Annotated in this window: 23 protein-coding genes; 16 read left to right on the top strand and 7 right to left on the bottom strand. The window is 62.7% G+C overall.

Annotated elements, in window-relative coordinates; all coding sequences use genetic code 11:
* Positions 1-275 precede the first annotated feature (275 nt).
* The 6 genes from puuE (at position 276) to C5F70_RS03425 (ending at position 6,024) form a co-directional block, all read left to right on the top strand.
* On the top strand, positions 276-1,202 hold the full coding sequence (gene puuE / locus C5F70_RS03450) for an allantoinase PuuE (RefSeq protein ID WP_017845822.1): 927 nt from the start codon (positions 276-278) through the stop codon (positions 1,200-1,202).
* On the top strand, positions 1,199-1,714 hold the full coding sequence (gene uraD / locus C5F70_RS03445; protein ID WP_017845821.1) for a 2-oxo-4-hydroxy-4-carboxy-5-ureidoimidazoline decarboxylase: 516 nt from the start codon (positions 1,199-1,201) through the stop codon (positions 1,712-1,714). Before puuE ends, uraD begins: the two co-directional genes overlap by 4 nt.
* 41 nt (positions 1,715-1,755) lie before the next feature.
* The gene (gene alc / locus C5F70_RS03440) at positions 1,756-2,757 is read left to right on the top strand and encodes an allantoicase (RefSeq protein ID WP_017845820.1); all 1,002 of its coding nucleotides are present in this window, start codon (positions 1,756-1,758) and stop codon (positions 2,755-2,757) included.
* Positions 2,758-2,898: 141 nt separating this feature from the next.
* A complete protein-coding gene (locus tag C5F70_RS03435) occupies positions 2,899-3,402 on the top strand; it encodes an ureidoglycolate lyase (protein ID WP_017845819.1) in 504 nt (167 codons plus the stop codon).
* A 51-nt stretch (positions 3,403-3,453) separates the two neighbouring features.
* Positions 3,454-4,737 carry a urate hydroxylase PuuD gene (locus C5F70_RS03430; protein WP_104902724.1) on the top strand — a complete coding sequence of 428 codons (1,284 nt, stop codon included), beginning with the start codon at positions 3,454-3,456 and terminating at the stop codon, positions 4,735-4,737.
* A 501-nt stretch (positions 4,738-5,238) separates the two neighbouring features.
* The gene (locus C5F70_RS03425) at positions 5,239-6,024 is read left to right on the top strand and encodes an outer membrane protein OmpK (protein ID WP_104902723.1); all 786 of its coding nucleotides are present in this window, start codon (positions 5,239-5,241) and stop codon (positions 6,022-6,024) included.
* 46 nt (positions 6,025-6,070) lie between these two features.
* Here C5F70_RS03425 and C5F70_RS03420 read toward each other — a convergent pair whose 3' ends face one another.
* Together C5F70_RS03420 and C5F70_RS03415 are read right to left on the bottom strand one after the other, a co-directional pair.
* Positions 6,071-7,225 (bottom strand): patatin-like phospholipase family protein, encoded by a 1,155-nt coding sequence (locus C5F70_RS03420; RefSeq protein ID WP_017845816.1) that lies wholly within the window; start codon positions 7,223-7,225, stop codon positions 6,071-6,073.
* 30 nt (positions 7,226-7,255) lie between these two features.
* Positions 7,256-8,191, bottom strand: a complete 936-nt coding sequence (locus C5F70_RS03415) for a lipid A biosynthesis lauroyl acyltransferase (protein WP_046483992.1) — start codon at positions 8,189-8,191, stop codon at positions 7,256-7,258.
* A 119-nt stretch (positions 8,192-8,310) separates the two neighbouring features.
* On the opposite strand from C5F70_RS03415, the gene minC reads away from it, so the two are divergent.
* From minC to C5F70_RS03385, 7 genes are all read left to right on the top strand, one after another.
* A complete protein-coding gene (gene minC, locus C5F70_RS03410; RefSeq protein WP_017845814.1) occupies positions 8,311-9,048 on the top strand; it encodes a septum site-determining protein MinC in 738 nt (245 codons plus the stop codon).
* A 200-nt stretch (positions 9,049-9,248) separates the two neighbouring features.
* Positions 9,249-10,061: a septum site-determining protein MinD gene (gene minD / locus C5F70_RS03405; RefSeq protein ID WP_003209098.1), complete on the top strand. Its 813-nt coding sequence runs from the start codon at positions 9,249-9,251 to the stop codon at positions 10,059-10,061.
* Positions 10,062-10,064: 3 nt separating this feature from the next.
* Positions 10,065-10,319: a cell division topological specificity factor MinE gene (gene minE, locus C5F70_RS03400; RefSeq protein WP_003175252.1), complete on the top strand. Its 255-nt coding sequence runs from the start codon at positions 10,065-10,067 to the stop codon at positions 10,317-10,319.
* A 96-nt stretch (positions 10,320-10,415) separates the two neighbouring features.
* A complete protein-coding gene (locus tag C5F70_RS03395; protein ID WP_015885133.1) occupies positions 10,416-11,051 on the top strand; it encodes an RluA family pseudouridine synthase in 636 nt (211 codons plus the stop codon).
* A gap of 161 nt (positions 11,052-11,212) precedes the next feature.
* Entirely contained in the window at positions 11,213-12,502 is a 1,290-nt protein-coding gene (locus C5F70_RS03390; RefSeq protein ID WP_104902722.1) for a M18 family aminopeptidase, read from the top strand.
* A gap of 143 nt (positions 12,503-12,645) precedes the next feature.
* Complete coding sequence (locus C5F70_RS30755) at positions 12,646-12,822, top strand: hypothetical protein (RefSeq protein ID WP_017845812.1); 177 nt, start codon at positions 12,646-12,648, stop codon at positions 12,820-12,822.
* A 72-nt stretch (positions 12,823-12,894) separates the two neighbouring features.
* Positions 12,895-15,063 carry a mechanosensitive ion channel family protein gene (locus tag C5F70_RS03385; RefSeq protein WP_104902721.1) on the top strand — a complete coding sequence of 723 codons (2,169 nt, stop codon included), beginning with the start codon at positions 12,895-12,897 and terminating at the stop codon, positions 15,061-15,063.
* 72 nt (positions 15,064-15,135) lie between these two features.
* On the opposite strand, the gene C5F70_RS03380 is transcribed toward C5F70_RS03385, so the two are convergent.
* From C5F70_RS03380 to C5F70_RS03360, 5 genes are all read right to left on the bottom strand, one after another.
* Positions 15,136-15,357, bottom strand: coding sequence for an MbtH family protein (locus C5F70_RS03380; RefSeq protein ID WP_017845810.1), 222 nt, complete (start codon positions 15,355-15,357; stop codon positions 15,136-15,138).
* Positions 15,358-15,439: 82 nt separating this feature from the next.
* Entirely contained in the window at positions 15,440-16,852 is a 1,413-nt protein-coding gene (locus C5F70_RS03375) for an aspartate aminotransferase family protein (RefSeq protein ID WP_046382551.1), read from the bottom strand.
* A 173-nt stretch (positions 16,853-17,025) separates the two neighbouring features.
* On the bottom strand, positions 17,026-17,793 hold the full coding sequence (locus C5F70_RS03370) for an N-acetylmuramoyl-L-alanine amidase (protein WP_104902720.1): 768 nt from the start codon (positions 17,791-17,793) through the stop codon (positions 17,026-17,028).
* Between the two features lie 124 nt (positions 17,794-17,917).
* Complete coding sequence (locus tag C5F70_RS03365; RefSeq protein ID WP_046382549.1) at positions 17,918-19,237, bottom strand: ATP-binding protein; 1,320 nt, start codon at positions 19,235-19,237, stop codon at positions 17,918-17,920.
* Positions 19,237-19,917 carry a response regulator gene (locus C5F70_RS03360; protein WP_046382548.1) on the bottom strand — a complete coding sequence of 227 codons (681 nt, stop codon included), beginning with the start codon at positions 19,915-19,917 and terminating at the stop codon, positions 19,237-19,239. Before C5F70_RS03360 ends, C5F70_RS03365 begins: the two co-directional genes overlap by 1 nt.
* 176 nt (positions 19,918-20,093) lie before the next feature.
* Here C5F70_RS03360 and dsbD point away from each other — a divergent pair, with 176 nt between their 5' ends.
* From dsbD to dsbG, 3 genes are read left to right on the top strand one after another with little or no spacing between them, the layout of a single operon-like run.
* A complete protein-coding gene (gene dsbD / locus C5F70_RS03355) occupies positions 20,094-21,821 on the top strand; it encodes a protein-disulfide reductase DsbD (protein WP_104902719.1) in 1,728 nt (575 codons plus the stop codon).
* Complete coding sequence (locus tag C5F70_RS03350) at positions 21,821-22,681, top strand: TlpA disulfide reductase family protein (protein ID WP_046382546.1); 861 nt, start codon at positions 21,821-21,823, stop codon at positions 22,679-22,681. Before dsbD ends, C5F70_RS03350 begins: the two co-directional genes overlap by 1 nt.
* On the top strand, positions 22,657-23,418 hold the full coding sequence (dsbG, locus tag C5F70_RS03345; RefSeq protein ID WP_017845803.1) for a thiol:disulfide interchange protein DsbG: 762 nt from the start codon (positions 22,657-22,659) through the stop codon (positions 23,416-23,418). The genes C5F70_RS03350 and dsbG overlap by 25 nt, the downstream gene beginning before the upstream one ends.
* The last annotated feature ends 25 nt before the right edge of the window (positions 23,419-23,443 follow it).

The raw sequence follows: 23,443 nt of genomic DNA, 5'->3' as shown, positions 1-23,443 counted from the left end.
AATCACAAACCTTGCGATCCTTCCACTGGCCTGGCGCGACCGGCCGATTCATGAGTCATCCTTGCTTTTAAACGACCTTTTGTCCATTAGCTGACCAGTCAGGCAAGTTTCTTGCTACACCCTTGAAGGTGAGCGTTGCGGAAAAAATGCAGAAATCCAGGCTTACAAAGTGGCGAATAAGTTGTATACAATCACTCATCGCTGTGACGCCACTCAGTCTTTTCACTGCCCGGCCGCCACACCCACCGCTACCACGCACAAGAAGGAAGACTGCAGTGAGCGCTGACTACCCACGCGACCTGATCGGTTACGGCAGTAACCCTCCTCACCCCCACTGGCCGGGCAAGGCACGCATTGCGTTGTCTTTTGTACTCAACTACGAAGAAGGCGGCGAGCGCAATATCTTGCACGGTGACAAAGAGTCCGAAGCCTTCCTTTCCGAAATGGTCTCGGCCCAGCCGCTGCAAGGCGAGCGCAACATGAGCATGGAGTCGCTGTACGAATACGGCAGCCGTGCCGGCGTGTGGCGCATCCTCAAATTGTTTAAAGCATTCGATATCCCGCTGACCGTCTTCGCCGTGGCCATGGCCGCCCAGCGCCACCCGGACGTGATCCGCGCGATGGTCGCCGCCGGCCATGAAATCTGCAGCCACGGTTACCGCTGGATCGACTACCAGTACATGGACGAGGCCCAGGAGCGCGAGCATATGCTCGAAGCCATCCGCATCCTCACCGAACTGACCGGCGAACGCCCGCTGGGCTGGTACACCGGCCGCACCGGTCCGAATACGCGGCGCCTGGTGATGGAGGAAGGCGGCTTCCTCTACGACTGCGACACCTACGACGACGACCTGCCCTACTGGGAACCCAACAACCCCACCGGCAAGCCGCACCTGGTGATCCCTTACACCCTGGACACCAACGACATGCGCTTCACCCAGGTGCAAGGCTTCAACAAGGGCGATGACTTTTTCGAGTACCTCAAAGACGCTTTCGACGTGCTCTACGCCGAAGGCGCCGACGCGCCGAAGATGCTTTCCATCGGCCTGCACTGCCGCCTGATCGGCCGCCCGGCGCGCCTCGCGGCGTTGAAGCGCTTTATCGAATACGCCAAGGGCCATGAACAGGTGTGGTTCACCCGCCGGGTCGACATCGCCCGCCACTGGCACGCCACTCACCCTTATAAGGGTGCGGCGCAATGACCAGGTTCCAGACCGTCAAACCGTCGACCTTGAGCCGCGATGCATTCATCAGCGCCTTTGCCGACATCTACGAACATTCGCCCTGGGTGGCCGAAAAAGCCTTCGACCTGGGGCAGGACGCTTCGCTCGACGAGATCGAAACCCTGCACCAGCGCATGCGCGATATCCTGCTCAGCGCCGATCACGCCACGCAACTGGCGCTGATCAACGCTCACCCGGACCTGGCAGGCCGTGCAGCCGTCCAGGGCCAACTGACCGAAGCCAGCACTCATGAACAAGCCGGCGCCGGTATTCACCAATGCACGGCCGAAGAGTTCTCACGCTTCACCGAGCTGAATGAGGCCTACAAAGCCAAGTTCAAGTTTCCCTTCATCATGGCGGTAAAAGGCAGCAACCGGCATCAGATCATCAAAGCGTTCGAAACGCGCATCCACCACCCGGTCGACACCGAGTTCAAGTGCGCGCTGGACGAGATCAACAAGATCGCGTTGTTCCGCTTACTGACCCTCTAAACGACCATCCCCAGCCACTCTATCCAAGGCAGACAAGAAGAATGAAAGCGCAACCCGTACCTTTCGAAAAGTTCGTCAACCTGGCCGACGCCCGCCTCGGCACCAAAATCATCTCGGTGACCGATGACTGGTTCGCCGACGCCAACCGCCTGTTCCAGCCGACCCCGGCTGTGTGGAAGGAGGGCGTTTTCGATGACAACGGCAAGTGGATGGACGGCTGGGAGTCGCGCCGCAAGCGCTTCGAAGGCTACGACAGCGCGGTGATCCGCCTGGGCGCACCCGGCTCGATCAAAGGCGTGGACATCGACACTTCATTCTTCACCGGCAACTTCCCGCCGTCGGCCTCCCTGGAAGCCTGCTTCCTCGCCTCGGGCGAGCCGGATGACAGCACCCAGTGGGTGGAAGTGCTGTCGGCCGTCGAGCTGCAAGGCAACAGCCACCACTACCACGCAATCAACCATGACCAGGCGTTCAGCCACCTGCGCTTCAACATCTACCCGGATGGCGGCGTGGCCCGTCTGCGCGTGTACGGCGTACCGTTCCGCGACTGGTCCGCAGTGGGCGACAACGAACAGGTCGACCTGGCGGCAGCGCTGAACGGCGGTCGCGCCCTGGCCTGTTCCGACGAACACTTCGGCCGCATGGGCAACCTCCTCAACCCCGGCCGTGGCGTCAACATGGGCGACGGCTGGGAAACCGCGCGGCGTCGCACACCAGGCAATGACTGGGTGATCGTCGCGCTGGGGCATGCGGGCGAGATCGAGAAAGTCATCGTCGACACCCTGCACTTCAAGGGCAACTACCCGGACACCTGCTCGATCCAGGCCGCGTTCGTGAAAGGCGGCACCGACAGCCAGATCGAAACCCAATCGCTGTTCTGGCGCGAACTGCTGCCGGCGCAGAAGCTGGAAATGCACGCCGAACACACCTTCGCCGAGCAGATCAAGGCGCTGGGGCCGATCACCCACATCCGCCTGAACGTGTTCCCGGATGGCGGTGTGAGTCGCCTGCGCGTCCTGGGCAAGGTCGCCAAGTCATGCTGAACCTGTAGAAGCGAGCTTGCTCGCGAAAAACTCAAGGACACCGCGTTCATTCAGGATGCACGCGTTATCGTTGATGACCTTCGCGAGCAAGCATGCTCCTACAACGGTCCATCAATAACCCAACAGATTAAGAAGCCAGCCATGCGCACACTGATGATCGAACCCCTGACCAAAGAAGCCTTCGCCCCCTTCGGAGACGTGATCGAAACCGACGGCAGCGAGCACTTCATGATCAACAACGGGTCGACCATGCGTTTTCACAAGCTGGCAACGGTGGAAACCGCCCAGCCGCAAGACCACGCCATCATCAGCATCTTCCGCGCCGACGCGCTGGAAATGCCACTGACCGTGTGCATGCTGGAGCGACACCCGCTGGGCAGCCAAGCCTTCATTCCGCTGCTCGGCAACCCCTTTCTGATCGTGGTCGCGCCACTTGGCGATGCACCTGTATCAGGCTTGGTCCGCGCCTTCGTCACCAACGGCAGGCAGGGCATTAATTACCATCGCGGCGTCTGGCACCACCCGGTGCTGACGATCGAAAAGCGGGATGACTTCCTGGTGGTTGATCGCAGTGGCACAGGCAATAACTGCGATGAGCATTTTTTCAAAGAGGATGAGCGGTTGATCCTCGCCCCCCACCAATAAGAGAAGGCCGGATCACCCGACAACAAGGGTGACAGGCGAGAGGTAAAGACTGTGGAAGCACATCTGTTGGAATGGCTGAACCTCAGCGTGCGCTGGGTTCATATGATCACTGGCGTGGCCTGGATCGGCGCGTCGTTTTATTTCGTCTGGCTGGAAAACAACCTCAACCGCGTCAACCCCAAGGACGGTCTGTCCGGTGACTTGTGGGCGATCCACGGTGGCGGTATCTACCACCTGGAAAAATACAAACTGGCCCCGCCGACCATGCCGGACAACCTGCACTGGTTCAAATGGGAAGCCTATTTCACCTGGATGTCGGGCGTCGCGCTGCTGTGCGTGGTGTTCTACCTCAACCCGACGCTGTACCTGCTCGCCCCCGGCAGCAGCCTGAGCGGCACCGAAGGCGTGTTGCTGGGCATCGGCTCACTGTTCGCCGGCTGGTTCATCTACTCCTTTCTCTGCGACTCGGCCCTGGGCAAACGCCCGGCCCTGCTCGGCTTGATCCTGTTCGTGCTATTGATCGCGGCGGCATACGGCTTCAGCACAGTGTTCAGCGGTCGGGGCGCGTACCTGCATGTGGGGGCGATCATCGGCACCATCATGGTGGGCAACGTGTTCCGCATCATCATGCCGGCACAACGCGCGCTGGTAGCGGCGATCGCGGAGCAGCGCACGCCGGACCCGGCCCTGCCGGCCAAGGGCTTGCTGCGTTCACGGCACAACAACTACTTCACCTTGCCAGTGCTGTTCATCATGATCAGCAACCACTTCCCGAGCACCTACGGCAGCCACTACAACTGGCTGATCCTGGCGGGGATCGCCGTGGCGGCGGTGTTGGTGCGGCATTATTTCAACACCCGGCACAACAGCCAGAAATATGCCTGGACCTTGCCGGTGGGCGCGTTGGCGATGATTTGCCTGGCGTATGTCACCGGGCCCAAGCCGATCGCCGAAGTGGCCAAGGCACCGGCGGCCATCGAGTACCAGCCGTTGCCGGAGACCGCATTGGGCGGCGGCGAGAAACCCGTCGCACCGGCCGCCCCCGCTGCGGCACCCGTGCCGGCCCAGGCGACGGTTGACTTCGACAAGGTGCATGGGGTGATCCAGGCACGCTGCGCCGTGTGCCATTCGGCCAAGCCCACCAGCCCGCTGTTCAGCACCGCACCGGCGGGGGTGATGTTCGACACGCCGACGCAGATCCAGCAACAGGCCGCGCGCATTCAGGCGCAGGCCGTGGCGAGCCAGATCATGCCGCTGGGCAACATCACCCAGATGACCCAGCAGGAACGCGATCTGATCGGCACCTGGATCAACCAGGGCGCCCGCACGAACTGACTGACTCACACAGATCCCAATGTGGGCGGTTCTGAACGACCCGCCGTCGCCCACACTCATTGATTCCTTCGTCACAACAAAAACAATAACGAACAGGGAACGCCCACATGTACACCTTTGACCTGGGGACGGCCACAAGCCGTGCCCCATTCTCGCCCCACGCGCGCTCTAACAGCGCACTTGAGCCAAGGCTTTGGAGCCAGTATTCTCCGCGCCCGCTCGAATCGACTGAAAAAAAAAACAGCGAATGTAAAAGCTGACTGCAAGGCCAACTTATCCCGGCCTGCGGGCAGCGGCCCAAGTGCGCAAAAGCCCTCTGAATTCGACTGCAGCCGTTGCAGCCGACGGGGATTTTTTTGGCTTTTTTTACACCTTGGCGCAGCTCTTGCTAAAAGCATTAAAGCTGACCGAACAGACGATTTTTTCAGCGAACCAAAAGGCGCCACACCAGAGCGCCTGCTTAGAAGAAAAACCATAAAACTTTAACTCGGGAGCAACCGAATGAAACCTATGTTCAAAGGCCTGATGCTGGCGGGAACCCTGCTGGCGGGCGGCCAAGCCGTTGCCGGCGACTTGTTGCAGTGGCAGAACAACAGCCTGACGTACCTGTGGGGCAAAAACTTCACCGTCAACCCGCAGATCCAACAGACCGTCACGTTTGAACACGCCGATGCGTGGAAGTACGGCGACAACTTCTTTTTCCTCGACCGCATCTTTTACAACGGCAAGGAAGACGGCAACGTCGGCCCCAGTACTTACTACGGCGAGTTCAGCCCGCGTCTATCGTTCGGCAAGATTTTCGACAAGGACTTGTCCTTCGGACCGATCAAAGATGTATTGCTGGCATTCACTTATGAGTTCGGCGAAGGCGATAACGAATCGTACCTGCTGGGCCCGGGCTTCGACCTGAACATCCCTGGTTTCGATTACTTCCAGTTGAACTTCTACCAGCGCCAGACCGAAGGCAATCGCCCGGGCGACGGTGTGTGGCAGATCACCCCGGTGTGGTCGTACACCCTTCCCGTGGGCAACTCCAACATCCTGATCGACGGCTATATGGATTGGGTGGTCGACAACGACAAGAACGCCCGTGGCACTTATCACGCCAACCTGCACTTCAACCCACAAGTCAAATATGACCTGGGCAAGGCGTTGAACTGGGGCGAGAAACAGCTGTACGTCGGCTTTGAATACGACTACTGGAAGAACAAGTATGGGATCGAAGATTCCGGCGCGTTCAAGACCAACCAGGATACCGCGAGCTTTTTGGTCAAGTACCACTTCTGACCACACCGCGGGCCTGATGGGGGAGCTGGCGTGCCTGCTCCCAAATTCAGCTAGGGGACAGCCCCAAAAACCGGGTTATCTCCTCGCGCTTGGCCAGCGCATCACTGCGCCCCAACTCGATCAACTCGCTGCAATACCCCGCCTCGAACAGCAAGTAACTGAGCACCCCCGCCCCGCTGGTCTTGGTCGCACCCGGCCCGCGCAGGAACAGGCGCAACGCCGCGGGCAATTCCTGCCGATGCCGCGCCGCGATTTCATCGATCGGCTGACTCGGCGCAATCACCAGCACATCCACCGGCGCCAGGCCCCGGGCCGCGCTGTCGGCGGGCTGGAAATGGCTGAACTGGTTCAAGCGCTCCAGCAACTCGATATCGCTTTCCAGGCTGTCAATGAACGTGCTGTTGAGCATGTGCCCACCGATCTGCGCCAGGGTCGGCTGCTGGCCGGTGTAGGCGCGCTGCGAGGCGTGTTCATGCTCGACGCCGCGCGGGTTGCCGCTGACACCCACCACCAGCACGCGGCTGGCGCCCAGGTGCAAAGCCGGGCTGATGGGGGCCGATTGCCGCACCGCGCCATCGCCGAAATATTCCTGGTCGAGCTTCACCGGAGCAAACAGCAAGGGGATCGCCGAACTGGCCAACAGGTGTTCGACCGTGAGTCGGCTGGGCACACCGATACGTCGATGGCGCAGCCAGGCATCGATGGTGCCGCCGCCCTGGTAAAAGGTCACTGCTTGCCCGGACTCGTAACCGAAGGCCGTGACCGCCACCGCCTTCAGGTGTTTTTCGCGGATGGCCTGGTCGATGCCATCCAGGTGCAGCATCTCGTGCAGCAGATCCCGTAGCGGCGCGCTGTTGAGCAGCGCCACCGGGACCTGGGCGCCCAGGCCGAGCAGGCTGTGGAAACAGAAACGAGCGGCCTGGTGAATCACCCCCGGCCAATCGCTGCGCAGCACCAGGTGGCTGCGAAAGCCCTGCCAGAACGCCGTCAGACGCTCGATCGCCGCGCTGAAGTCCATGGCGCCGCTGGCCAGGCTCACCGCGTTGATCGCGCCGGCCGATGTGCCGACGATCACCGGAAACGGATTGGCCGCGCCCGGCGGCAGCAACTCGGCAATCGCCGCCAGTACCCCCACCTGATACGCCGCACGCGCCCCGCCGCCGGAAAGAATCAAGCCTGTAACCGGTTCAGCTGGGCGCATTGCGTCACTCCATGTAGAGAAAGGCGGGTCTTACCGACGGCGTTTTTCGTACAACCTGGGCTCACCCGGCGGCCGGCTCTTGAAGCGGCGATGGGTCCACAGGTATTGCTCGGGGCATTCGCGCACCGAGGTTTCGACCCACTGGTTGATGCGCAGGCAATCGATCTCATCGGTTTCGCCGGGGAAATCGCTCAACGGCGGGTGGATCACCAGGCGATAACCGCTGCCGTCGGCCAGGCGCTCCTGGGTAAACGGCACCACCAGCGCCTTGCCCAGGCGGGCGAACTTGCTGGTAGCGGTCACGGTGGCGGCCTGGATGCCGAACAGCGGCACGAAGATACTTTGCTTGGCGCCGTAATCCTGGTCCGGCGCGTACCAGATGGCGCGGCCGGCGCGCAGCAGCTTGAGCATGCCGCGCACGTCTTCACGCTCCACGGCCAGGGAGTCGAGGTTGTGGCGCTCGCGGCCACGGCGCTGGATAAAGTCGAACAGCGGGTTGCCGTGCTCGCGGTACATGCCATCGATCGTGTGTTTTTGCCCGAGCAGGGCCGCGCCGATTTCCAGGGTGGTGAAATGCAGGGCCATGAGGATCACGCCCTTGCCGTCCAACTGAGCCTGCTTGAGGTGCTCCAGGCCTTCGACGTGGGCCAGCCGCGCCAGGCGCTGGCGCGACCACCACCAACTCATGGCCATTTCAAAGAAGGCGATGCCGGTGGAGGCGAAGTTTTCCTTGAGCAAATGTTTACGCTCTTGCGCGGACTTTTCCGGGAAGCACAGTTCCAGGTTGCGCGCGGCGATGCGGCGACGTTCGCCGGCCACGCGGTACATGCCCGCGCCCAGCAGGCGACCAATGGTCAGCAGCACGCGGTATGGCAATTGAGTGACCAGCCACAGCAGGCCGAGTCCCAGCCATAGCAGCCAAAATCGCGGGTGAAAAAATACAGCTCGAAAACGCGGGCGATCCATTACAGATTCCGGTAAAGACAAGGGCCGCGCATTCTACAACGGTTCGACTCGGCTTGCGGCCAGTGGTTGTTCTCGTTATAAGTCTCGACACTTTTCGTGACAAGCCGCTTTTGCCGACCATGAGCCAAACCGAACCGCTAGACCAAGATCCCGTGTTCCAGCTGAAAGGCAGCATGCTCGCCATTACCGTGCTGGAATTGGCCCGCAATGACCTCGACGCCCTGGACCGCCAGCTCGCCGCCAAGGTCGCCCTGGCACCGAACTTTTTCAACAACGCGCCGCTGGTGCTGGCCCTGGACAAGCTGCCAGCCGGCCAGGGCGCAATCGACCTGCCGGGCCTGATGCGCGTGTGCCGCTCCCATGGCCTGCGCACCCTGGCGATTCGTGCCAGCCGTATCGAAGACATTGCCGCCGCCATCGCTATTGAACTGCCAGTACTGCCACCGTCCGGTGCCCGCGAGCGCCCACTCGATCCGCTGGCCGGTGAAGTGAAGAAAAAACCGGAAAAACCGCCGGAGCCGACGGTCAAGCCGACCAAGATCATCACCTCCCCCGTGCGCGGCGGGCAGCAGATTTACGCCCAGGGCGGCGACCTGGTGGTGATCTCGTCGGTCAGTCCGGGCGCGGAACTTCTGGCCGATGGCAACATCCATGTATACGGCCCCATGCGCGGACGTGCCCTCGCCGGCATCAAGGGTGATACCAAGGCACGTATTTTTTGCCAGCAGTTGACCGCTGAACTCGTGTCGATCGCAGGTCAGTACAAGGTTTCAGAAGATTTGCGCCGCGATCCACTGTGGGGCGCCGCGGTACAAGTCAGCCTGTCGGGCGATGTGTTGAACATCATCCGTCTTTAACGGATACTGCCGCATTTTCCAAGCATCTCTAGACTCTGATAGCACAGCGAAACCGGCAAGACTTGCGTAGGACTCATTTGAAGTTGGCGTTTCCCCGCGGAAACCACCTCTTTTCCCTACAAAGGCTGTCCGCCTGCAGCGAGTTCCAAGAGATGTTTTTCGGGGGCTGAAAAGTCCTTTTTCCTTAGGGGTGAAACACCTTGGCCAAGATTCTCGTGGTTACATCCGGCAAGGGTGGTGTGGGTAAGACCACCACCAGCGCCGCTATCGGTACCGGCCTCGCTCTGCGCGGCCACAAGACAGTCATCGTCGACTTCGACGTCGGTTTGCGTAACCTCGACCTGATCATGGGCTGCGAACGCCGCGTGGTGTACGACTTCGTCAACGTGGTCAACGGTGAAGCCAACCTGCAACAGGCCCTGATCAAGGACAAGCGCCTTGAGAACCTGTACGTACTGGCCGCCAGCCAGACCCGCGACAAAGATGCGCTCACCAAGGAAGGCGTAGGCAAAGTCCTCGCTGAACTGAAGGAAACCTTCGAATACGTGGTGTGCGACTCCCCGGCCGGTATCGAAACCGGTGCTCACCTGGCGATGTACTTCGCCGACGAAGCCATCGTGGTGACCAACCCGGAAGTCTCCTCGGTACGTGACTCGGACCGCATGCTCGGCCTGCTGGCCAGCAAGTCCCAGCGCGCCGAAAAAGGCGAAGACCCGATCAAGGAGCACCTGCTGCTCACCCGCTACAACCCTGAGCGCGTCAGCAATGGCGAGATGCTCGGCGTTGAAGACGTCAAAGAGATCCTCGCAGTGACCCTGCTGGGTGTCATTCCCGAGTCCCAGGCGGTGCTGAAGGCCTCCAACCAGGGCGTCCCGGTGATTCTGGACGACCAGAGCGACGCCGGCCAGGCGTACAGCGACGCGGTTGATCGCTTACTGGGCAAGACCGTGGAACACCGCTTCCTCGATGTCAAGAAGAAGGGATTCTTCGAGCGTATCTTTGGAGGCAACTAAACAATGAAATTTCTCGACTTCTTTCGCGCCAACAAAAAGCCAAGTACCGCGTCGGTAGCGAAAGAGCGTCTACAGATCATCGTGGCGCACGAACGCGGCCAACGCAGCACCCCGGACTACCTGCCAGCCTTGCAGAAGGAACTGGTCGAAGTGATCCGCAAGTACGTCAATATCGGTAACGACGACGTACATGTCGCCCTGGAAAACGACGGCAGCTGCTCGATTCTGGAACTCAATATCACCCTGCCCGATCGTTGATCGAAAGGGCGGTCGCCACGGCGGCTCCGTCACCTTGATCCCTTTGCGGGAGCCGGGTGATCGAGCCGCCGTTGGCGTTTGTTACGAGGCTGTTTAATGCCGTTGTCCAACATCCATATCCTCTACCAGGACGCCGCCGTCCTGGTGGTGAACAAGCCGACTCTGCTGCTCTCGGTGCCCGGCCGCGCCGACGACAACAAGGACTGCCTGATCACCCGCCTGCAGGAAAACGGCTACCCAGAGGCCCGAATCGTCCATCGCCTGGATTGGGAAACTTCCGGGATCATCCTGCTCGCGCGGGACGCCGACACCCACCGCGAACTGTCCCGCCAGTTTCATGACCGCGAAACCGAAAAGGCCTACACCGCCCTGGCCTGGGGTCAACCGGAATTGGACAGCGGCAGCATCGACCTGCCCCTGCGCTACGATCCGCCGACCAAGCCACGCCATGTGGTCGACCACGAGTTCGGCAAGCATGCGCTGACCTTCTGGAAGGTGCTGGAACGTTGCGGTGACTGGTGCCGCGTCGAGCTGACGCCGATCACCGGGCGCTCGCACCAGTTGCGGGTACACATGCTTTCCATCGGCCACCCGCTGCTCGGCGACGGCTTGTACGCCCATGAACAAGCCCTGGCCGCCTGGCCGCGCCTGTGCCTGCACGCGAGCATGCTGAGCTTCACCCACCCGCAAAGCGGCGAGCGGCTGCGCTTCGAGTGCCCGGCCCCCTTCTAAAGCTGTAAACACCGTCAAATGTGGGAGGGGATTGCAGTGGGTCAGTGAACAAATGCAGTGATTGACACTCCGCCATCGGGGGCAAGCCCCCTCCCACATTTGTTTTGTGCACTTCTTGCCATCGAACGGTAAACTTGCGGCATTGCTGTCTGGAGCTATTTATGCGCGAAGCGTTGAATCAAGGCCTGATCGACTTCCTCAAGGCCTCCCCTACTCCTTTTCATGCCACTGCGGCCCTGGCCCAACGCCTCGAAGCGGCCGGTTACCAGCGTCTCGACGAGCGCGACACCTGGACCACCGAAGCCAACGGGCGCTATTACGTGACCCGCAACGACTCCTCGATCATCGCCTTCAAGCTCGGCCGCCACTCGCCGCTGCAGGGCGGTATCCGCCTGGTCGGCGCCCACACCGACAGCCCGTGCCTGCGGGTCAAGCCGCAACCCGAGCTGCAACGCCAGGGTTTCTGGCAACTGGGCGTCGAAGTCTACGGCGGCGCATTACTGGCGCCGTGGTTCGACCGCGACCTGTCCCTGGCCGGCCGCGTGACCTTCCGCCGCGACGGCAAGGTCGAAAGCCAGCTGATCGACTTCAAGCTGCCGATTGCCATCATCCCCAACCTGGCCATCCACCTGAACCGTGAAGCCAACCAGGGCTGGGCGATCAATGCCCAGACCGAACTGCCGCCGATCCTCGCGCAATTCGCCGGCGACGAGCGCGTGGACTTCCGCGCCGTGCTCACCGAGCAGTTGGCCCGCGAGCACGGGCTGAACGCCGATGTGGTGCTCGATTACGAGCTGAGCTTCTACGACACCCAAAGCGCCGCCGTGATCGGCCTCAATGGCGACTTCATCGCCGGCGCCCGCCTGGACAACCTGCTGTCGTGCTACGCCGGCCTGCAAGCCTTGCTCACCAGCGAGACCGATGAAACCTGCGTGCTGGTGTGCAACGACCACGAAGAAGTCGGCTCTTGCTCGGCCTGCGGTGCCGATGGCCCGATGCTCGAGCAGACCCTGCGCCGCCTGCTGCCCGAAGGTGATGAATTTGTCCGCACCATTCAGAAATCGCTGCTGGTATCGGCCGACAATGCCCACGGCATCCACCCGAACTATGCCGACAAGCATGACGCCAACCACGGCCCGAAACTCAATGCCGGCCCGGTGATCAAGGTCAACAGCAACCAGCGCTACGCCACCAACAGCGAAACCGCCGGTTTCTTCCGCCACCTGTGCATGGCCGAAGAAGTCCCGGTGCAGAGCTTTGTGGTGCGCAGCGACATGGGCTGCGGCTCGACCATCGGCCCGATCACCGCCAGCCACCTGGGCGTGCGGACCGTCGACATCGGTTTGCCGACGTTCGCCATGCACTCCATTCGCGAACTGTGCGGCAGCCATGACCTGGCACATCTGGTGAAAGTGCTCGGCGCGTTCTACGCAAGCCGCGATCTGCCCTGATCCAAAGGCCGGATGCAGTTAAACATGTGGGAGCAAGCCCCCTCCCACATTTGGCTTTGCGTGGGCCTGATCTATATCACCTGCATTTCCCGCAATCCCACCTAGACTTGTCAGTATTCCCACTCTGAGAAGGCCATCGCCTCATGATCACCATGTCCTCCTTCCACGCCATGCTCATCCCTATCCTGATCGGCATGATCATGCTCGCGGTCGGCTTCAATTTTCGCGACAAGCCCCTCGGCGTGTTCGGCATGTGGATCGGCATGCTGTTGATTCTGGGCACCGTGGTTTACAAGATCCTCGCTAAACTCGCTGAATAACAAATGCACTCGCATTGGGCATAGGGGCCTCGTACACTCGGTCAATTCGTCGTTTTCAAGGTTGACCGCCTCGTGCTTTCCCGTCTGCTTGCCCTGCCCTGCTGTTTGCTGATCGCCCTGCTTACCCTGCTCCCGCTCGCCCCGGCCCAGGCCATGGGTTTGCCCGGGCTGCTGGGTGGCACCAGCAAGCCGCAACCCCAGGCCGAGCTGCCGCTGGGGCAGTCGCTGGACGAGGTGATCAAGACCCTGGAAAACGACCAGCAGCGCACCCAGTTGCTGAACGACCTGAAAAAGCTGCGTCAGACCACGCAAAAGGCCCAGCCGGCCGCCGAACAAGGCGTGCTCGGGCTGATCGGCAGCACGTTGTCCGGCCTTGAGCAGCAGTTTTCCGGCGCCGACAGCCCACTGGGACGCTGGTCCGACGAAGTGGACATGGCCACGGATGAACTCAAGGCCTTGATGCTGCCGGCCAGCGAATGGCTGCCGATCATCTTCGGTTTTGCCCTGATCCTCGCCGTGTGGAGCCTGCTGGCTGCCGCGCTGATCTGGCTCAGCCACCGGGTGCGCGAGCGCTTCGGCCTGACCGAAGAACTGCCGCAACACCCGCGCACCTGGGACTTGCTGCGCTTCGCCCTGCGCAAACTGGGGCCGTGGCTGATCGCGCTGGTGATCACCGTGTACCTGAGTTACGCGCTGCCCTCGTCCCTGGGCAAATCCCTGGCGATGGTGCTGGCGTATGCGCTGGTGGTCGGCACCTGTTTCTCGGCGATCTGCGTGATCGCATTCTCCGTGCTGGACGGCCCCCATCGCCGTCACGCGTTGTATATCCTGCGGCGCCAGGCGTTCCGGCCGTTGTGGTGGATCGGCAGTTTCGCCGCCTTTGGCGAAGCCCTGGGCGACCCCAGGCTGGTCGCTGCGCTGGGCCAGCACCTGGCGCACACGGCGGCAACCGTCGCCAATGTGATGGCCGCGTTGTCCACCGGCGTGTTCATCCTGCGCTTCCGCCGGCCGATTGCGCACCTGATCCGCAACCAGCCGCTGTCCCGTCGCCTGACCCGCCGCGCCCTCAGCGACACGATCGAAATCATCGGCACCTTCTGGTATATCCCGGCCCTGCTGTTGGTCGGCATTTCACTGTTCGCCACCTTCGTCTCCGCCGGCGACACCAGCACCGCCTTGCGCCAGTCGCTGCTCTGCACGGTGTTGCTGGTGCTGTGCATGGTGATCAACGGCCTGGTACGCCGCCATGCCCTCAAGCCGCAACGCGGGCACAAGCGCCATGCGCTGTACTCCGAGCGCTTGAAGAGTTTCGTCTACACCCTCGCCCACCTGCTGGTGTGGCTGACGTTTATCGAGCTGGGGCTGCGGGTCTGGGGCCTGTCGCTGATCCGCTTCACCGAAGGCGACGGCCATGAAATCAGCGTCAAGCTGTTCGGCCTCGGCGGCACGCTGCTGTTTGCCTGGCTGATCTGGATTCTCAGCGACACCGCGATCCATCACGCCCTCACCCGTTCGCGCAAAGGCCTGGCCAACGCCCGTGCGCAAACCATGATGCCGCTGATCCGTAACGTGCTGTTCGTGACCATCTTCATCATTGCCGCCATCGTCGCCCTGGCCAACATGGGCATGAACGTCACGCCGCTGCTGGCCGGTGCCGGTGTGATCGGCCTGGCCATCGGTTTTGGCGCGCAGTCGCTGGTGGCGGACTTGATCACCGGCCTGTTCATCATCATCGAAGACTCCCTGGCCATCGACGACTACGTCGACGTCGGCGGCCACCTCGGCACGGTCGAGGGCCTGACCATCCGTACCGTGCGCCTGCGCGACATCGACGGCATCGTGCATACCATCCCGTTCAGCGAGATCAAGAGCATCAAGAACTACTCCCGTGAGTTCGGCTACGCGATCTTCCGGGTAGCAATCCCCTACAACATGGAAATCGACGATGCGATCAAGTTGATGCGCGACGTCGGCCAGAAAATGCGCAACGACCCGCTGCAACGCCGCAATATCTGGTCACCGCTGGAGATTCAGGGCGTGGAAAGTTTCGAGTCGGGCAGCGCGATTCTGCGGGCGCGCTTCAAGACCGCGCCGATCAAGCAGTGGGAGGTGTCGCGGGCGTTCAACCTGTCGCTGAAACGTCATCTGGACGAGGCCGGGCTGGACCTGGCCACGCCGCGCCTGAGTGTGCAAGTGGTGACCGGCGCGTCGGGCGGGCTGGAGAAAGACAAGAACGCCTGAGTCCTGAGGGTCAATGTGGGAGCAAGCGGTCGAGCCCCACATTGGATCTTCGCTGATGTCAGTGTCGCGGGCTCAAGCCAGTGCGGTGCCGTCCATTTTCTGGCGCAGGCTCAACGGACGCATGTCGGTCCAGACCTCTTCGATGTAGGCCAGGCACTCCTTCTTCATGCCGCTCTTGCCCACGGTGCGCCAGCCTTCCGGCACGGCCTTGTAGTCGGGCCAGATCGAATACTGTTCTTCATGGTTGACCACTACCTGAAACAGGATGTCGTCGCGGTCGAATACTGAGGTCATTGCTGTTCTCCATCGCTCAAAGGCCGGCTGCGCACCACGCGCAGCGCTGATATCTGTAGGAACGTACCAGGCGGGTAAAAAATTAGAGGCTGGCGACCGCCGCAGCCAGGGCACGCCCGAAGATCTCGGCGACCTGGTCGATCTGGGCGGCACTGATCACCAACGGCGGCAGGAAGCGCACCACGCTGCCATGGCGGCCGCCCAGTTCCAGAATCAGGCCGCGCTTGAGGCATTCGCGCTGCACCAGCGGCGCCAGTTGGCGGTGGACCGGCGGGTGGCCCTGGATATCCGGCGCGCCGTTCGGGTCCACCAGTTCCACGCCGAGCATCAACCCGCGCCCGCGAATATCGCCCAATTGCGCAAAGTCGCGCTGCAGGATGCGCAACTGCTCCGCCAGGCGCTCGCCCATCGCCGCCGCATGGCCGGCCAGGTCGTGCTCCTTGAGGTAGCGCATCACCGCCGACCCTGCCGCCATCGCCATCTGATTGCCACGGAAGGTGCCGGCATGGGCGCCCGGCAACCAGGTGTCGAGCCAGTCGCGGTACACCACCACCGCCAACGGCAGGCTGCCGCCGATGGCCTTGGACATCACCACCACATCCGGAATGATGCCCGCGTGTTCGAAGGCGAACATCTTGCCGGTGCGCGCGAAACCGCTCTGGATTTCATCGACGATCAACGCCACACCCGCCTGCTCGGTAATCCGCCGCAGGCCGCGCAGCCAGTCGAGGTCCGCCGGGATCACGCCACCCTCGCCCTGCACCACTTCGACAATCACCGCCGCCGGCAACAGCACCCCGGCTTCCGGGTCGTTGAGCAGGTTTTCCAGATAATGCAGGTTGACCCGCACGCCTTGCGCGCCGCCCAGGCCGAACGGGCAACGGTAATCGTAGGGGAACGGCAGGAATTGCACGCCATTGCCGAGCAAGGCGCCCAAGGGTTTCTTCGGCCCCAGGCTGCCCATCAAGCTCAGCGCGCCCTGGCTCATGCCGTGATAACCGCCCTGGAACGACAGCACCGTGCTACGCCCCGTGGCGGTACGTACCAGCTTCAACGCGGCCTCCACCGCGTCAGTGCCGGTGGGGCCGCAGAACTGGATTTTCGCTTCCTGCGCCAACGCGGCCGGCAACAGGCCGAACAGGTCTTGCACGAATTGATCCTTGACCGGGGTGGTCAGGTCGAGGGTGTGCAACGGCAGTTCGTCGCTCAACACCTGCTGGATGGCGGCGATCACCACCGGGTGGTTATGCCCCAACGCCAAGGTGCCCGCTCCGGCCAGGCAGTCGATGAAACGGCGGCCTTCCACGTCTTCCACGTAGATGCCCTTGGCGCGCTTGAGTGCCAAAGGGATGCGCCGCGGGTAGCTGCGGGCGTTGGACTCCTGCTGGCGCTGGCGTGCCAGCAGCGGGCTTTCGTCGAACTGGTAGAGCGTTTCCACGGGCGCCGGGCTGACCTGCACCCGAGCGTCTGCGATTTGGCTGGTAGCGACTGACATCTCTGGATCCCTCGATACGCGGGTGATGGTGACCAAACTGCCGATCCGTTGGCGTCTGGCCCAAGGGCCTGCGCGCGGATTGCCTGTTGTGGAAACGCACCAGCGTCGAATGGATTTAGGTGTTGTGGCGGTTAACAGACGGATCAATCGCCCCAATTAAGCCGCGCTCGCTGTCAAAGGCCCCGGTACTTGTCATTCAGTGCATACAAAATCGCACACGTCTCAGCATCCAGGGCTCCGCCGTAATCCCTGGGCCGAAAGTGCATTTGAAACGCACGGGTCCGCAGCTCGAACGCCTGGCGATTCTGCGCCGGTTTATACCCGTAGCGCTGAAACGCCCGCTCCACTTCCACCTCGGGCGGTAACCCGACACAAAAGCGGCGCTGATACATCGCCCGCGTTGCTTCATCGAACCAGGCCCCTACGCCCGCCTCGAACAGGCCGCGCCAAGGCAAGCGAGGCCCCGGATCGCTCTTGCGCCAGTACGCCACATCCGAATGCCCGAGGATGTCGCTCGGGCCGATGTGCGGGTAACGCGCGAGAATGTCGCGCAGCAGTTCGATCAATACCTCCAACTGCTCCCGAGGGTACGCAGGAAAGGTAAACACCCCGCCCTCATCCCGCGCCAGGTTGACGACCTCGATGCCGATCGCGCGGCTGTTGAGGTTGTCCCGTCCGCCCCAGTGGCTCGCCCCCGCATGCCAGGCGCGCTGGCTCTCATCCACCAGGCGGAACACGCGCAACTCGTCGTAACCGGCGGCGCGGTAGCCGGGCTCGGCCGGATCGGGCAGCAGATAGTGCGCGCTGACGCCGTGTCGCGTCAGGGTGTGCAGGGATGACATAAAGGGCGCGGCGGTGTAATGCAGGACCACTTGCGCCACGGGCTCGCCGTTGCGTGCGTTGAAGTCCTTGGCGGGAAAACTGGTATCGATGACCAACATAAGAAGCGTCCTTTTCGGTACAGGCCGAGTCATTCGGCCCGTTCAAGCGCAAAACAATGACCGCCATCCTGAAGGGTTGAACGTCAGGCGGGCGGTAACTATTTGGCACACGAAAGAACGCGGGTCAGCGCCGCAGCGGCATACCCAGATCGACCCGCAGGCCATCCGGCTGGCTGTCGAACGTCAACGAGCAGGAGCAGCGCTGGACGATCGCCTGCACAATCGCCAGGCCCAGGCCGCAGCCCTCGCTGTTGCCGTTGCGCCAGAAGCGCTGGGTCAGGTATTGCAGGTCTTCGCTGGCGATCTGTTTGCCGTGGTCGCGCACGCGGAACACCACCTGATCGCCGGCCATCAACACACTCAGCTCCACCCGGGTATCGGCCGGGGTGTGGCGCAGGGCGTTGTCCAGCAGGTTGCGTAGGGCCGCAACGGCCAGGCCCACCGGCATTTCCAGCGGGGTATCGCTGAGGTCGTCCGGCAGGATCAGGTCGATGCGCTGGTTGTCGCCGGCGTTGGCATCCTGGATCGCCAGCCGTGCGACTTGCTCGGCACTCGACTGCACGCCGTCGTCGAACGACAGGCTGCCCTCCACCCGTGCCAGCAACAGCAATTGCTCGAGGGTGCGGTGCAGGCGGTCGGCGCCCTCCTCGGCATGGGCCAGGGACTGGTCGCGGGCCGCGCCGTCGGTCATGCGCGCCACTTGCAGGTGGGTCTTGATCGCAGTCAGCGGGCTGCGCAGTTCGTGGGCGGCGTCGCCGGTGAGACGGCGTTCGCGCTCGATGGTCTTGGCAATGCGCTGCAACAGCTGGTTCTGGGTGTCGAGCAGCGGTTTCAGCTCGCTGGGCAGCGGGTGGATCTGCAACGGTTCGAGGGAATCGGCGCTGCGCCGCATCAATGCATCGCGCATGCGATTGAGCGGCTGCAGGCTTTGACCGATCCCCAGCCACAGCAGGCACAGGCAGCCCAACAACGCCACGCCGACCGGCACCGAGGCCGCCAGCAGGATCGACAGGTTCAACGCCTCGCGCTCCACCTGGCGGTCGGCGGTGGTAATGAACAGATCGCCACGGGCCAGGGTGAAGCTGCGCCACGCCGCGCCGTCGATGATCTGGTCGCGAAAACCGCTGCGATGGGATTCCAGCCCCTGGTCCGGCGTGGTGTGGCTGCGCGCCAACACTTCGCCGCGCAAGGAACTGACCTGACAGGCCATGCCGCCCGGCACGTTCAGTTGCTCGGCGCTGAAGTGCTTGCCCTCGGCGCTGCTCGCCAGGCCCGGCATCTGCTCCATCAAACCGGCGACCATACGCGCCGACGCGACCAGGCGCTGGTCGAGGGAGAACATCATCTGGTTGCGCAGATCGTTGAGCATCCAGGCCGCCGCCAGCGCCCAGATCAACACAAAAGCGGCGCCGAGCTTGAAGGTCAGGCGCAGGCGCAGGCTCATCACGAAGCGCTCTCTCCACCATCCGCCGGCCCCAGGCGGTAGCCCAGGCCACGCACCGTTTCGACGATGCCGTTGCCCAATTTGCGCCGCAGATGGTGGATATGCACGTTGAGGGCGTTGCTTTCCAGTTCGTCGTTGAAGCCGTAGACGCTGTCTTTGAGCTGTTCGCTGGAGAGCACGCGACCCTTGTTGTGCAGCAGTGCCTGCAACAGCGCTTGTTCACGGCGGGAAAGGTCCACGGGCTGCCCGGCCAGCAGGGTTTCGCGGCTGCTCGGATCGTAACTGAGGCGGCCGTGTTCGATCAGGTTGACGCTGCGCCCGGCCACGCGCCGCAGCAAGGTTTGCAGGCGCGCGGCGAGCTCGCGCAGGTCGAAGGGTTTGAGCAGGTAATCATCGGCGCCGGCTTGCAGGCCGTCGACGCGGTTGGTCACCGAATCCCGCGCGGTGAGGATCAGCACCGGAATTTCCAGGCCCTGGCTGCGCTGTTGTTGCAGCAACTTGAGGCCGTCTTCGTCGGGCAGCCCGAGGTCGAGCACCATGATGTCGAATTCGGCAGCCTTGAGCATCGCCCGCGCGGCGGCGGCGGTGGCCACGCGCTCGACGGTAAAGCCCTGGGCACCGAGGCCGGCCACGATGCCGCTGGCGATCAATTCGTCGTCTTCACAGACCAGTACGTGCATGCTGAACCCTTCATGAAAGATGGGGGGATTAGAAGACAGATCGATTAAGCGCGCATTATGCCGGCAAAGTTCGCAACATCAGATAATCCCTACGCTCTAGAATAGCGTCCGGTTAATCATCGGTTAATCAACACCACACATTGTGTGCCTCACTTGCATCGAACTAAGGCTTGACCATGCGGCATCTATTTACCTTACTGCTGATGTTGTTCGCGGGATTCGCCCAGGCTGCGCCGGGTAACCCGTTCGAGACCAAACCCGACTTCCTCCCGGTGGGCAAGGCCTTCACCTTGACGTCCGAACGCCTGGAGTCCGGCGAAACCCAGCTGTTCTGGCAGATAGCCGATGGTTATTACCTGTACCAACAACGCATGAAGTTCGACGGCCTCGCCGAAAAACCCGCGCTACCCGAGGGTGAAGCCCATAGCGATGAGTTCTTCGGCGAACAGCAAGTATACCGCCAAGGCCTCGAAGTGAAGATTCCGGCGGGGACGACCGGCCAGGTCAAGCTGGGCTGGCAGGGCTGTGCCGATGCCGGCCTGTGTTACCCGCCACAGTCAATGACCGTGGACCTGGGCGGCAACCCGGCCGTCGCCGCCACCGCACAAGCCCAGGACCAGAGCCTGGCCAGCGGCCTGCAGCAGCGCAGCCTGGGGTGGAGCCTGCTGGTGTTCTTCGGCCTGGGCCTGTTGCTGGCGTTTGCCCCGTGTTCGTTGCCGATGTTGCCGATCCTCGCCGGCCTGGTGGTCGGCAGCGGGGCCAACCCGCGTCGCGGTTTTGCGTTGGCCGGCAGCTACGTGGTGTGCATGGCGCTGGTGTATGCCGCGCTGGGCGTACTGGCCGCGCTGCTCGGCAGCAACCTGGCGGCGCTGCTGCAAACCCCGTGGATACTCGGCAGCTTCGCGGCCTTGTTCGTGATCCTGGCCCTGCCGATGTTCGGCTTTTTCGAACTGCAACTGCCGGTGGCCCTGCGCGATCGCCTCGACAACGTCAGCCGCAACCAGAGCGGCGGCAGCCTGATCGGCGCCGGAGTGCTCGGCGCGCTGTCCGGCCTGCTGGTCGGCCCCTGCATGACCGCGCCCCTGGCCGGCGCCCTGCTCTACATCGCCCAGAGCGGCAATGCCCTGCACGGCGGGCTGATCCTGTTCGCCATGGGCATCGGTATTGGCGTGCCTCTGTTGCTGCTGGTGACCGTGGGCAACCGCTTCCTGCCCAAGCCGGGCACCTGGATGAACGTGCTCAAGGGCGTGTTCGGCTTCCTGTTCCTGGCCACCGCCGTGTTGATGATCCGCCCGGTGGTCGGGGAAAACCTGTGGCTCGGCCTGTGGGGCGCGCTGGCCATGGCCATGGCCTATTGCGGCTGGCGCCTGGCCCAGGATTTCGGGCGGGTTGCCATGCTGTCCGGCGCCATTTCCGTGGTGCTCGGGTTGTGGGGCGGCCTGCTGCTGGTCGGTGCGGCCGGCGGCAGCGACGATGTGTGGCAACCGCTGAAGGTCTACAGCGGCTCGCGGATCAGCGGCGCGCCGAGTGCCCACGATGCGTTCATGACGATCAACGACCCGGCCGTGCTGCAAAGCCAGCTCGACAGCGCCAAGGCCCAGGGCCAATGGGTGCTGGTGGATTACTACGCCGACTGGTGCGTGTCATGCAAGATCATGGAAAAACAGGTGTTCGGCAAACCCCACGTAATGGACGCCCTGAAAGACGTGCGCCTGCTGCGCCTGGACGTCACCGCCGACAACGCCGCCAGCCGCGCACTGCTTGATCGCTACAAAGTGCCGGGGCCACCGAGCTTCGTATGGATCGGCCCGGACGGTGAAGAACGCCGCGCCCGGCGCATTACCGGCGAAGTCGATGCCGATACGTTCCTGCAACGCTGGACCCAGACGCGGGACGCCCGCTGATGCTGACCCTGACCATCGGCACCTTCGCCATCGCCCTGAATCACATCCTGCTGATCGGCGCGCTGATTCTTGCCACCCTGGTGGGCTGGCGCGTGGCCAAGCGTGGTGGGGAAAACCCGGAGTCGGTGCTGTTCAGCCTGTTCCTGCTGGGCATGTTGACGGCCCGCGTCAGCTTTGTGCTGATGTACTGGAGTTACTACCGCAACGACCCGTTGCAGATCGTCGACCTGCGCGACGGCGGTTTTCTCGCCTGGCCTGGCGTCATTGCACTGATCCTCGGCGCGCTGCTGTATGGCTGGCGCCGCCCGGCCCTGCGCAAACCGTTGAGTGCCGGGGTCATCACCGGCCTGCTGTTCTGGGGCATGACCAGCCTGTCGCTGAGCCTGTATGACAAGGGCTCGCGCCTGCCGGACATCACCCTGCGCAACGCCAATGGCGAAGTGGTGCAACTGGGCGATTACCAGGGTGGTCCGCTGGTGATCAACCTGTGGGCCACGTGGTGCCCGCCGTGCCGTCGGGAAATGCCGGTACTCGAACGCGCCCAACGCCAACGCCCCGACGTGACGTTCCTGTTCGTCAACCAGGCCGAAAGCATGCAAAGCGTCAGCACTTACCTGGCAACCCAGGGCCTGACCCTGGACAACGTCTTGTTCGACGCCAGCGGCCGCCTCGGTCAGGCCGTGGGCTCCATGGCCTTGCCGACCACGCTGTTCTACCAAGCCGATGGACGCCTGATCAACAGCCACCTCGGTGAACTGTCCCAGGCCAGCCTGGCCCGTGCCATGGAACCCTTCGACACCGCCCCTGCCGTCACGCCCCCTACAAGGAAACCGACATGCCCCGCCTCCGCCACCTGCTGACCCTGTTATCACTGAGCATGGCCGCCACCCTGGCCCAGGCCGAAGACTGGCCGGCCCCAATCAAACAGATCGAAGCCAAGGGCGCCAAGATCCTCGGCAAGTTCGACGCCCCCAGCGGCCTCACCGGCTACGCCGCGCAGTACCAGAACCGTGGCATGGCGCTGTACCTGAGCGCCGACGGCAAAAGCGTGCTCGCCGGCACCCTGTACGACGCCCAGGGCAATGACCTGAGCAGCGCGCCCCTGGAACAACTGGTGTACGCGCCGATGGCCAAGGAAGTCTGGGCGAAGATGGAAAAAAGCAGCTGGATCCAGGACGGCGACACCAACGCGCCGCGCACGGTCTACCTGTTCAGCGACCCTAACTGCCCGTACTGCAACATGTTCTGGGAACAGGCGCGGCCCTGGGTCAAGGCCGGCAAGGTGCAGTTGCGTCACATCATGGTCGGCATCATCCGCCAAGACAGCCCAGGCAAATCCGCCGCCCTGCTGGCCAGCCCAGACCCGCAAAAAGCCCTGCAAGAACACGAAGCCGCCGGCAAGGGCAGCAAGTTGCAGGCGCTGGACAAAATCCCGGCGGCGATTGAAGCCAAGCTCGAGGCCAATATGAAGTTGATGGATGAGCTGGAGTTGTCGGCGACGCCAGCGATTTTCTATCTGGATGACAAGGGCGGCTTGCAGCAACAGCAAGGGGCGCCGTCGCCGGATAAGTTGGTGAAGATCCTTGGGCCGAAATAGGCGGCGTCTGGACTGACGCTATCGG

Origin of the sequence: Pseudomonas sp. LH1G9, assembly GCF_002949975.1 — a bacterium.
Taxonomy (GTDB): domain Bacteria; phylum Pseudomonadota; class Gammaproteobacteria; order Pseudomonadales; family Pseudomonadaceae; genus Aquipseudomonas; species Aquipseudomonas veronii.
Note: the sequence above shows the minus strand (reverse complement) of the source record. Positions and strands in the feature narration are given on the sequence as shown.

What these genes read in the sequence shown, in the direction of transcription:
- uraD (WP_017845821.1), top strand. Translation starts at nt 1,199, where the DNA reads ATGACCAGGTTCCAGACCGTCAAACCGTCGACCTTGAGCCGCGATGCA.
- alc (WP_017845820.1), top strand. Translation starts at nt 1,756, where the DNA reads ATGAAAGCGCAACCCGTACCTTTCGAAAAGTTCGTCAACCTGGCCGAC.
- C5F70_RS03435 (WP_017845819.1), top strand. Translation starts at nt 2,899, where the DNA reads ATGCGCACACTGATGATCGAACCCCTGACCAAAGAAGCCTTCGCCCCC.
- C5F70_RS03425 (WP_104902723.1), top strand. Translation starts at nt 5,239, where the DNA reads ATGAAACCTATGTTCAAAGGCCTGATGCTGGCGGGAACCCTGCTGGCG.
- C5F70_RS03420 (WP_017845816.1), bottom strand. Translation starts at nt 7,225, where the DNA reads ATGCGCCCAGCTGAACCGGTTACAGGCTTGATTCTTTCCGGCGGCGGG.
- C5F70_RS03415 (WP_046483992.1), bottom strand. Translation starts at nt 8,191, where the DNA reads ATGGATCGCCCGCGTTTTCGAGCTGTATTTTTTCACCCGCGATTTTGG.
- minC (WP_017845814.1), top strand. Translation starts at nt 8,311, where the DNA reads ATGAGCCAAACCGAACCGCTAGACCAAGATCCCGTGTTCCAGCTGAAA.
- minE (WP_003175252.1), top strand. Translation starts at nt 10,065, where the DNA reads ATGAAATTTCTCGACTTCTTTCGCGCCAACAAAAAGCCAAGTACCGCG.
- C5F70_RS03395 (WP_015885133.1), top strand. Translation starts at nt 10,416, where the DNA reads ATGCCGTTGTCCAACATCCATATCCTCTACCAGGACGCCGCCGTCCTG.
- C5F70_RS03390 (WP_104902722.1), top strand. Translation starts at nt 11,213, where the DNA reads ATGCGCGAAGCGTTGAATCAAGGCCTGATCGACTTCCTCAAGGCCTCC.
- C5F70_RS30755 (WP_017845812.1), top strand. Translation starts at nt 12,646, where the DNA reads ATGATCACCATGTCCTCCTTCCACGCCATGCTCATCCCTATCCTGATC.
- C5F70_RS03380 (WP_017845810.1), bottom strand. Translation starts at nt 15,357, where the DNA reads ATGACCTCAGTATTCGACCGCGACGACATCCTGTTTCAGGTAGTGGTC.
- C5F70_RS03375 (WP_046382551.1), bottom strand. Translation starts at nt 16,852, where the DNA reads ATGTCAGTCGCTACCAGCCAAATCGCAGACGCTCGGGTGCAGGTCAGC.
- C5F70_RS03370 (WP_104902720.1), bottom strand. Translation starts at nt 17,793, where the DNA reads ATGTTGGTCATCGATACCAGTTTTCCCGCCAAGGACTTCAACGCACGC.
- C5F70_RS03365 (WP_046382549.1), bottom strand. Translation starts at nt 19,237, where the DNA reads ATGAGCCTGCGCCTGCGCCTGACCTTCAAGCTCGGCGCCGCTTTTGTG.
- C5F70_RS03360 (WP_046382548.1), bottom strand. Translation starts at nt 19,917, where the DNA reads ATGCACGTACTGGTCTGTGAAGACGACGAATTGATCGCCAGCGGCATC.
- dsbD (WP_104902719.1), top strand. Translation starts at nt 20,094, where the DNA reads ATGCGGCATCTATTTACCTTACTGCTGATGTTGTTCGCGGGATTCGCC.
- C5F70_RS03350 (WP_046382546.1), top strand. Translation starts at nt 21,821, where the DNA reads ATGCTGACCCTGACCATCGGCACCTTCGCCATCGCCCTGAATCACATC.
- dsbG (WP_017845803.1), top strand. Translation starts at nt 22,657, where the DNA reads ATGCCCCGCCTCCGCCACCTGCTGACCCTGTTATCACTGAGCATGGCC.